Annotated in this window: 7 protein-coding genes and 2 pseudogenes; 8 read left to right on the top strand and 1 reads right to left on the bottom strand. The window is 38.3% G+C overall.

Features of this window, described 5'->3' with window-relative positions; translation table 11 throughout:
- Window positions 1–394 (bottom strand): transposase family protein (locus tag LEP1GSC194_RS09270; RefSeq protein WP_036041868.1); only part of this gene is annotated, 394 nt, incomplete at its 3' end.
- 126 nt (window positions 395–520) lie between these two features.
- Here LEP1GSC194_RS09270 and LEP1GSC194_RS09265 point away from each other — a divergent pair.
- The 8 genes and pseudogenes from LEP1GSC194_RS09265 to LEP1GSC194_RS09230 form a co-directional block, all read left to right on the top strand.
- A pseudogene (locus tag LEP1GSC194_RS09265) lies at window positions 521–1,657 on the top strand (restriction endonuclease subunit S); the annotation flags it as partial.
- Window positions 1,654–3,147, top strand: a complete 1,494-nt coding sequence (locus tag LEP1GSC194_RS09260; protein ID WP_020773261.1) for a class I SAM-dependent DNA methyltransferase — start codon at window positions 1,654–1,656, stop codon at window positions 3,145–3,147. The pseudogene LEP1GSC194_RS09265 and the gene LEP1GSC194_RS09260, both read left to right, overlap by 4 nt.
- A 92-nt stretch (window positions 3,148–3,239) precedes the next feature.
- On the top strand, window positions 3,240–3,476 hold the full coding sequence (locus tag LEP1GSC194_RS23580) for a DUF1016 N-terminal domain-containing protein (protein ID WP_020773216.1): 237 nt from the start codon (window positions 3,240–3,242) through the stop codon (window positions 3,474–3,476).
- Window positions 3,477–3,560: 84 nt separating this feature from the next.
- Window positions 3,561–4,130 carry a hypothetical protein gene (locus LEP1GSC194_RS09250; RefSeq protein ID WP_036041866.1) on the top strand — a complete coding sequence of 190 codons (570 nt, stop codon included), beginning with the start codon at window positions 3,561–3,563 and terminating at the stop codon, window positions 4,128–4,130.
- A gap of 5 nt (window positions 4,131–4,135) precedes the next feature.
- Window positions 4,136–5,464: a hypothetical protein gene (locus tag LEP1GSC194_RS09245; protein ID WP_020773294.1), complete on the top strand. Its 1,329-nt coding sequence runs from the start codon at window positions 4,136–4,138 to the stop codon at window positions 5,462–5,464.
- Window positions 5,465–5,507: 43 nt separating this feature from the next.
- Window positions 5,508–6,641 carry an ImmA/IrrE family metallo-endopeptidase gene (locus LEP1GSC194_RS09240; protein WP_408605331.1) on the top strand — a complete coding sequence of 378 codons (1,134 nt, stop codon included), beginning with the start codon at window positions 5,508–5,510 and terminating at the stop codon, window positions 6,639–6,641.
- 6 nt (window positions 6,642–6,647) lie between these two features.
- The gene (locus LEP1GSC194_RS09235; RefSeq protein ID WP_017808246.1) at window positions 6,648–7,208 is read left to right on the top strand and encodes a hypothetical protein; all 561 of its coding nucleotides are present in this window, start codon (window positions 6,648–6,650) and stop codon (window positions 7,206–7,208) included.
- A gap of 216 nt (window positions 7,209–7,424) precedes the next feature.
- Window positions 7,425–8,500: pseudogene (locus LEP1GSC194_RS09230) on the top strand (DUF1016 N-terminal domain-containing protein).
- Window positions 8,501–8,987: the final 487 nt, after the last annotated feature.

The raw sequence follows: 8,987 nt of genomic DNA, 5'->3' as shown, positions 1-8,987 counted from the left end.
AAAGCGCTGCCGCGTCCGATACATTCCCGCAGGCTTTGATTACATCGATTGCGAATTTTACAAACAACAACGTAAACCGGGAATACGGTTCGCTCCAAGGCAACTTTACGTTTCTTACGCCGTGAGCTTCACATTGAGCGCGTGGGATTCGAGCATGAATCAATGTCTGGAATTGCATCGTATCCAAATGGCGCCAGGTTCTTTTTTCTGTATGATCTTTCCGAGGACATTTTTTACCACAATCCGGACACTCTACAGCTTCCCGCTCATCGTATGAGACTTCGATATCTACTTTCTTTGCTGCGATATTTAATTCTACGGTTTCAACCGACCAAGGTGATGAGATTCCTAAAAGGAGAGAGTAATGTTTTTCTAAGTTTTCGTTTGCGTTCATTAGGAATATTATTCATTGGTTATGTTATGATTTTGCAATGACGAAATTTGCTCGAAACTCATCTGCAACCTCTTCTCACCGTCATTTATGAAGTAGTTTCTTCCCACGAAATTCTCCGAAGGGCCTTATTTGTTTGCTGGCTATTTGATTCGATTGCGGCCAATGCATAAAAAAATAGACCCTCAGTTTTTGCTTCATTTACTTTCTTCTATAGGTATCAGAAATCAAATAGAATTAATGGCCAAATCTTCAAGCGGTGTGAATAATATCAATTCTGAAGAAATTAAGAGTTTGCAATTTCTTATACCAACACTTCTCGAACAACAAGAAATCGTTCAAGAAATCGAATCTCGGCTCAGCGTCTGCGACAAACTCGAAGAAACCATCCAATCTTCTCTCAAACAAGCAGAATCCCTTCGGCAAAGCATATTGAAAAAAGCATTTGCAGGAAAGTTGGTGGCACAGGATCCGAATGACGAGCCTGCGTCAGTGCTTTTGGAAAGAATTCGCGCAGAGAAAGAAAGTATATTCCAAAAAACGAATGCGAATTCTAAAAAGAAAACGAGTAAGAAACAGAATGCTGACAATGGAAATCTGATTCAATTCCCTCGCCTTGTCCCGGATATATCGACTACGGAATTACATGCCGGAGTGATTGCAATGGTCATAGACGCCCACGAAAAGCAATCGAAATATTTAGAAAATCTAAATCACGTAAAATGTGAAAAGATTTCTCATTTGGTAGAATCTTATATTGGGATCTCTTTGGGGAGAAATCCTGTTAAGGACGCGGCGGGTCCGGATGACTTTCCGCATTTGAAGCTTGTGGAATCTCGCGCTCTGAAAGCGAATTACTTTGGGATTCAAATGCAAAAAATAGGTTATACTTATTTATCCAAGCGAGGATTGCAGAAAGTTATCGATAAAGTTTCCGAAGTATCGAATCCCGATGAGCAAGGTAGAATTCGAAACCTGATTGAAGCTACTTTGAAAATGGATAAGGAACAAGCCGAAATTTTTGCAACGCTCTACGCAGGCTGGAATAATCTCATATTGGAAGGAAAAAAACCGAGTGATGAAGAAATTGTCTACGAGTCTAGAGAAAATTGGTCTCCTGAAAAATTAAAACTTTCGCGCTCCAGATTTTTTACAGCTTTGAGTTGGATGCGAAAGAAAGGATATGTTCCGGAAGGTAAAGGAGCGATCGTTCCTAAGTCCGTAAAAAAAACGCCTGCAAAGAAAAGGAAAAAAACAAAGGAATGAGTGCAACTTCTCAAACAAACGGAATCATCGGAAAGGTTTGGTCCTTTTGCAATATGCTTCGAGACGACGGGGTCGGCTACGGAGATTATCTGGAACAGTTGACGTATCTCTTATTTTTGAAAATGGCTCATGAATATTCAAGGCCGCCCTATGATCGTAAAATCGCAATTCCAAAGCAATACAATTGGGAGAGTCTGACCGATAAGAAGGGCGCTGAATTAGAACTTCACTATAATATTCTTCTTAGAGAATTGGCAAACTCTCAGGGTATTCTTGGACAAATATTTGTAAAAAGTCAGAATAAAATCCAAGATCCAGCGAAACTCGGTAAACTCGTTGAGATGATTGATAAAGAGAATTGGGTTCTCATGGGTACCGACGTGAAAGGCGATATTTACGAAGGACTCTTGGAAAAAAATGCGGAAGATACGAAGAGTGGGGCAGGGCAATATTTTACTCCGCGTGCTTTGATCAAGGCAATGGTGGAATGTATTCGTCCGGAGCCGGAAAAAACGATTGCCGATCCCGCTTGCGGTACCGGCGGTTTCTTTTTAGCGGCGTATGACTTTATCACGAAACAGGATTTGAACAAAGAGCAAAAGAAATTTCTTAAGTTTAAAACGTTCTTTGGAAATGAGATCGTTGCGGGAACCCGTCGTCTTGCACTCATGAATTTATTTTTACACAATATAGGTGATATCGATTCCGAGAATTTTATTTCTCCAACAGATGCATTGATTGCCGATCCCGGTGTTCGATACGATTACGTTTTGGCCAATCCTCCGTTTGGTAAAAAAAGCAGTTCAAAAATTACGAACGATCAAGGGGAGCAAAAAAAAGAGGACCTTACATACAATCGCCAGGATTTTTGGGAAAGCACAAGTAACAAACAACTGAATTTTTTACAGCATATTCGGACCATTCTTAAAACAACGGGCAAAGCCGCGGTCGTTCTTCCGGATAACGTTCTTTTTGAAGGTGGTGCGGGTGAAACAATTCGAGTTAAATTGATGGAGACCGTAGATCTTCATACGATCCTTCGTCTTCCGACCGGGATTTTCTATGCGCATGGTGTAAAGGCGAATGTTCTGTTCTTTGACGCCAAGCCTGCCGCTAAAGAACGCCAAACAAAAGAAATTTGGTTTTACGACTATCGAACCAATATTCACCACACTCTCAAAAAGAATTCTCTCAAATTTGGAGATCTGAAAGATTTTATTAATTGTTATAATCCGGAAAACAGAAATAAAAGAAAGGAAACCTATCATCCTGAGAAAAATCCGGAAGGAAGATGGAGAAAGTTCACCTATGAGGAACTTTCTAATCGTGACAAAAAGAATTTAGACATTACCTGGATCAAAGATAAGTCGTTATCCGACCTTGAGAATTTGCCCGATCCAGATGTACTCGCGGATGACATTATAGAAAATTTAGAAGCAGGTCTTGAGAGTTTTCGAGAAATTTTAGCCGTTTTAAACGATAATGAATAGCGATTCTAATTTCTTAAAATCTATTGAAAAATTAGAATCGTTTGTAGTTTTTTTGGTCTCGACTTTTTAGATTGAATGGATTCAATTTTCCTATGAGAATTCAAAATTCTCCTTCTTCACTTGGTCTTTCGCAAAAATCCTATCACTCGCTCTTGACGGACATATCTCAAATCTATGAAGATTTTCAATCAACTGCGAACTCTGATTGGAACAAGATCTCTCTGACGAGTTATTGGAAGATTGGCCAACGGATCGTCGAGGTGGAACAAGGGAATCAAGAAAGAGCAAACTATGGAGATCGGGTCTTGATTCAACTTTACTTTAGATGAAAGTGAATGTCAGAAAAAATAACATATTAGTCTACTTGGGCTTGACTTTGAAGGATTATTGTTGTAAAATCTGACAATAAAGCTATGAATTCTGACAAGAGTATTGTTCCAGGGGGGCTCAAGCCGTCTTATAGAAATGCCATCCAAAACTATAGATTGGGGTTGCACAAGCAGGCCTTATTTCATCTGGAACACGGATTAAGTAATCAAGTTAAAAAAAATAGAAAAGCATTTTCCATGATCGGGGAATTTGTAGCTTTTATTCAAAGTGATTTTGCAATTCGCCATCTCTCCGATATAAGCAAAGTTTTATACGAATATCAACGTTCTTCAAAATACTATAGGGCTAAAGATAAGTTCTGTAACTATATTATGGAAACTTGCCGAATCGTTCTAAATATTAAAAGTTTTAATTCGGTTGAACAATGGGGTGATTTAATTCAAGAAAAAGCTTTCGAGATTATCTTTCAAAAAGAATGTCTTTTTCGCCAAGAGGCAAAAGAATTAAGAGAAAGAGCTAAAGAGTTACGATTTGAATTCATACCAGAGGATGTTTATAAGAAAAACTTAGGTTGGTGGAAAGACCTCGGTCCTTTTAGAAGAGTATATAAGGAATTCGGCATCCAAAGCTCCGATGAAGATCTAACCGGGTAATACTTATGAAGGAATATTTTGTTAAAGAAATTTCTAATTTAGAATCCTCGTTTCAAATCGAACACAATGGTCGGGCGATAAGGTTTAGAAGAATTGATGGTATTGAACTACATAGGAGAAGCGCTTTTCCTTGCGATACTAGCATAGATCTTTGTAATATTATTGGAATTGTTTCGGTTGTTGAACGTCTGATTCCTCGATTGGAGAATACTGATGTTCGCATTTCTTTACCCGTTCGCACCTTGGAAAAATGGCAAGACTTTGAGATTACTGATGATTTGAAATTCGTAATCTCTCAGTTCAGTGCAAATAACTATGAATTTAATTTTTATCAATCCAAGATTTCTTCAGTAAGAGAGGGGAACCAAGGATTTCTATCAGTAGATGAGGATGTCGAAGTTTGTCTTTGGAGTGGTGGTTTGGATTCTCTTTCAGGCTTGCTAAATCGATATTTAGAAAATCCTGATAAAAACTACGAGCTAATTGGGTTGGGTTCGCAAAATGTAACTTTCGGTAAACAAAAGAGTTTGCGAAATGAAATAAAGAGAGTTTATCCTATTTCCAAGATTGAGCGATATCGGATTTTTCACCAGTTAAAAGGTATGCCTAAAAAATATCCGAATCCTTCATTTCGGATACGCGGGCTTTTGTTTCTCGTTGAAGGACTGTATGCTTCTAATCTACTTAACTCGAAATCACTATATTTATATGAAAACGGAATTGGTGCGTTTAATATTCCGTTCCCCGGAAGTGGGCATTGGGATCGTTCCCTCACCGCGAATCCTCTATCGCTTTCAATCGTCTCTAAATTTTATTCCAAATTGATTGGTAAGGAGATGAGAATTTTAAACCCGTTTTTATTTTCAACGAAAGGAGAAATGTGTAAAGTATTTAAGAGGGATATGTTGATCCATTCCTCATTGGTTAAATCAAGCACCAGTTGCGATAGTCACCATCGACAAAAAGGTTATCCTACTCAATGTGGATATTGCTCTTCTTGTCTTTTACGCAGGCAAGGGATATTTGGCGCAGGGTTAGTGGATCAAACTCGATATTCGTTTCCGCAAATAGTGGAAGGAAAACGATTGAGACATTTCGATCAGTTTACAAATCAGGCAGATCTGTGGTCGCGGTTTGTAAAGGAGGGAGTCGATCAAATTTACCAGCAGGACTCTCTGATTTACGAATCAAAAAGACATATAATGAAAGAGTGGAATATTTCTGGAGAAGAGTTCGACCAGAAATTTGAAAAGTTAGCTGTTACGCAAATTAACGAATGGAGAAGCTTTTCAAAATTTATGACGAGCTCTAATAAACAATCAGCTATCCCCTAAGGAGTTCGTTTTGAAAGCGACCGATAAGTATACTGTCAATGACTTGATACAAGCATATAGAAAAAAGGCGGGGATAACCCAAGAGGAATTGGCAAATCGTATTGGGGTAGCCCGCACTACAATCACTGCTATTGAAAAAGGTGAGAGAGCTGTAAAAGCAGAGGAACTACTGAAATTTTCGGAAATTTTAGGAGTTAGGATTTCTGACCTTCAGCCGGATCGAAGAATTATATCGTCCTCAACTTTACAATTTCGAAATATCACTAAATTTAATGCGAATGACGACTCATTCCAAGACAAACTTTTGTATTTTCAAAAATTGTGTGAAAATTACTGCTATCTATTAACTAAATATAATAGAATAACTAATTCGAATATAGAATACAATCGAGCCGGTTTATCTGTGGGCGATGCTGCAAAAGGTATCAGCGTGAAGGAGAGAATGAGGCTTGGTCTGGGGAATTCCCCTCTCCCTTTATTGCGAGACTATTTGGAAAGAGAGGCGGAATTAGTCATTTTCTTTCTTGAGTTACCATCGGAAGTTTCCGGTGCTTATTTTTTCGAGGAAAATTTTGGCGGATTTATCTTAGTTAATAAGAACCACCCTGAAGAACGAAGGCGTATGACGATATGCCACGAGTATGGGCATTATTTGGCAGATCGTAGATGGACTTCCGTCGATACGGATGAGATTTATAAGAAAGTGGAAGCTGAATCTTTTGCTTCTTTATTCGCTATCGAATTTCTTTTACCTTCAGATGGAATTGCTGAATTCTTTCAAAGGACTCGACAGGCAAATGGCAAATTCACTTCCCTAAATATTATGGAGCTTTCTAATTATTATGGGGCTTCTTTTCAAGCTACTGCGGAAAGGTTGGAATCTCTTAACTTCTTGCCAGGTGGAACTTATGATCGAATACGTATTGGTAAGGTGTCTCCTCAAAAGATGAAAGAAGAATTAGGCTTTTCTGATTTGCCATCGCATGATGCCACCCTTTCTCGAAAATATACCTCCTTGGCGACGCGAGCTTATCGTGACGGAAATCTTTCTGAAGGGCAGATTTCTAATTACCTTAACATGGATAGATTAGAGACTCGTGATTTTCTTGCTATGCAAGAAAGAAAAATTGAAAGAGGAGAGTTCGATTTTATAGACAAGGACCTTTTGGTTTCATAAGGCCATATGACGGAAGATTCTAAGGCACTTTTCCTCTTAGACTCCTGTATATTGATAAATTTTATGGCTTCTGATATGTTGAATGAAATCGTCATGAATTCTGGATTAAAATTTGCAATAGCTTCCTTTGTTATCGAAAAAGAAGCGCATTACTTTTTACGAGAGGCGAATAACGTCATTGAAAAAGTTAAGATAGATATTTCGCATTTAATAAAATCAGCTTCTATTGCTATTCTCCATATTGAAGATCATGAAGCGCAGATGGTAATTGATTTATCAGCGGATGTCGATGATGGAGAAGCTTATACGATTGCTTTGGCGGTTTCTCGAAAACTAAATATGGCTTCAGATGATAAAAAAGCTACGTATTTCTTTAAAAATTTATGCCAGGATGGTATTATATTATCAACTGAGGCTTTACTCAATAAATGGGCGAATAAGAACAATATAGATTCTGTTATACTTAAAAGTATAATTGTGAAAATCGAAAAATGTGCAAAATATTCTCCCCCTAAGGATTCAGAATATTTTTCCTGGTGGAAGAATATTAGAGAGAGTTTTCCATAATTTGCAATTCCGATACTTAAATGTTTATTCTCAAATTTGCCCCTTAATAAGTTCGACGGCATTAAATCCGGTCATTATGTTGTTTAGTCATTCTTAATAATCTATCTGAAATTTAGACCAGGTCTGTCCTCGATTTAGAATTAATTTTTTCCAGAATATTATCGATCCCCAAATTTCACATGACGTAATGTTTTATTCTTGATAAGGATTTTTGCCATGTACCATAAATCTTCTACCAGCCTTTCCCAAAACACTTACAAATCCCTCCTAACGGACGTTGCCCGTATCTATGAAGATTTTCAATCAACTGCGAACTCTGATTGGAACAAGATCTCTCTGACGAGTTATTGGAAGATTGGCCAACGGATCGTCGAGGTGGAACAAGGGAATCAAGAAAGAGCAAACTATGGAGATCGGGTCTTGATTCAACTTTCCAAAGATCTAAACAAACGTTTTGGGAAAGGTTTTTCGGATCGAAATCTGCGTTATATATGCGGAGATTTTTTCAGTTTTATAAGTTTGGTAAAATCCGTTCCGAACTTTCGTGGACCCATTATCGGGTTTTGCTTCTCTTAGAAGATTTTAAGATTCGCGACAATCTTGAAAAGGAAGCGATCGTAAAAAGCTGGTCTCATCGGAAACTTTTGTTAAAAGTACAATCTACCCTTAGAAAACCTTCGTCCGGGGCTTTGGATTTAGAATTTTCGGAGGATGGCGATAAAGGTCTTTCACGGCTGAAACGACCTGTTTTGGGTCTTTTTACATACCGTCTCATTCAAAATTTTTCTTCAAATTTGGAACGCAGCGTTCCAAATTTAGATCTCGGTTTTGACGTTAGAGTTGAATCGTTGTTAGGCGATTCGCCTAAGCTTCCCGTTGGTTCGATCGTGTCTGTCGGTAAGAATCGAAAAAGCTATTCTTTTCAAAAAGTATCAGGGAATAAGCTTCTTTATACGTATAAAGCTTTCTTAGAAAAGGTAGTAGATGGGGATACTTTGCTCGTTACGATCGATCTGGGGTTTCATGTTTTTATTCGTCAAAGACTTCGTTTGCGCGGTTTGGATGCTCCTGAGTTAGGCACGAAGAAGGGCGCTTTGGTTAAAAAGTTCGTCGAGTCTCAGCTCAAGAATTGTCGCTTTTTCTTGATTAAAACTTACGGGAGTGATAAATACGATCGTTATCTTGTAGATGTGATTTACTTGAAGAATGAAACGAACGTCTCCGTTGTAATTGAGAAGGGCTTGTTTTTGAATCAAGAAATCTTACGGAGAGGTTTTGCGGATCGAATGTAAATTGGATTAAACGTGTTTTAACGTTCGTCCGCTTTACTCCCTGAGCTCAATAACACAGCTCCCTATGGGTCGCTGCGTTAGGGATATGAAAGGCGCGTTAGCGTCCCGAGCAATTTTAAATTTGAGATTTTTATTATATTCTATTTTTTGCGAGGGATGAGGGCGACTGCCCGAACCTGGAGTAGCCCGACCGCATCGCTTGAACGAATAAGTATTTTTCATCGTTAAGATTACGAGGCGGGAACGCCCAAATCGTATTAGAAATATTTGATAATCTTTAGAGCTGTTGAAAAATTAATTCCCCATCTTTGTCTGTTTCATTGAAATCGGCGATTGAAGCAGCTTTGTTAATCTGAACTACGGAATTTTTCAACAACTCTTTTGATATTATAATATTTTGAACGGCATTGTTCGATTTTTATTTTCCGCTTAATTTCAATTTTACAAATTAGGGAAGTCCGTCCTGAACTTTCTCGCATTCGTATCA

It is taken from the genome of Leptospira alstonii serovar Sichuan str. 79601 (assembly GCF_000347175.1).
GTDB classification, from domain to species: domain Bacteria; phylum Spirochaetota; class Leptospiria; order Leptospirales; family Leptospiraceae; genus Leptospira; species Leptospira alstonii.
Note: the sequence above shows the minus strand (reverse complement) of the source record. Positions and strands in the feature narration are given on the sequence as shown.

Excerpts from the sequence above, each read along its gene's own strand:
- LEP1GSC194_RS09260 (WP_020773261.1), top strand. The coding sequence starts at position 1,654 with ATGAGTGCAACTTCTCAAACAAACGGAATCATCGGAAAGGTTTGGTCC.
- LEP1GSC194_RS23580 (WP_020773216.1), top strand. The coding sequence starts at position 3,240 with ATGAGAATTCAAAATTCTCCTTCTTCACTTGGTCTTTCGCAAAAATCC.
- LEP1GSC194_RS09250 (WP_036041866.1), top strand. The coding sequence starts at position 3,561 with ATGAATTCTGACAAGAGTATTGTTCCAGGGGGGCTCAAGCCGTCTTAT.
- LEP1GSC194_RS09245 (WP_020773294.1), top strand. The coding sequence starts at position 4,136 with ATGAAGGAATATTTTGTTAAAGAAATTTCTAATTTAGAATCCTCGTTT.
- LEP1GSC194_RS09235 (WP_017808246.1), top strand. The coding sequence starts at position 6,648 with ATGACGGAAGATTCTAAGGCACTTTTCCTCTTAGACTCCTGTATATTG.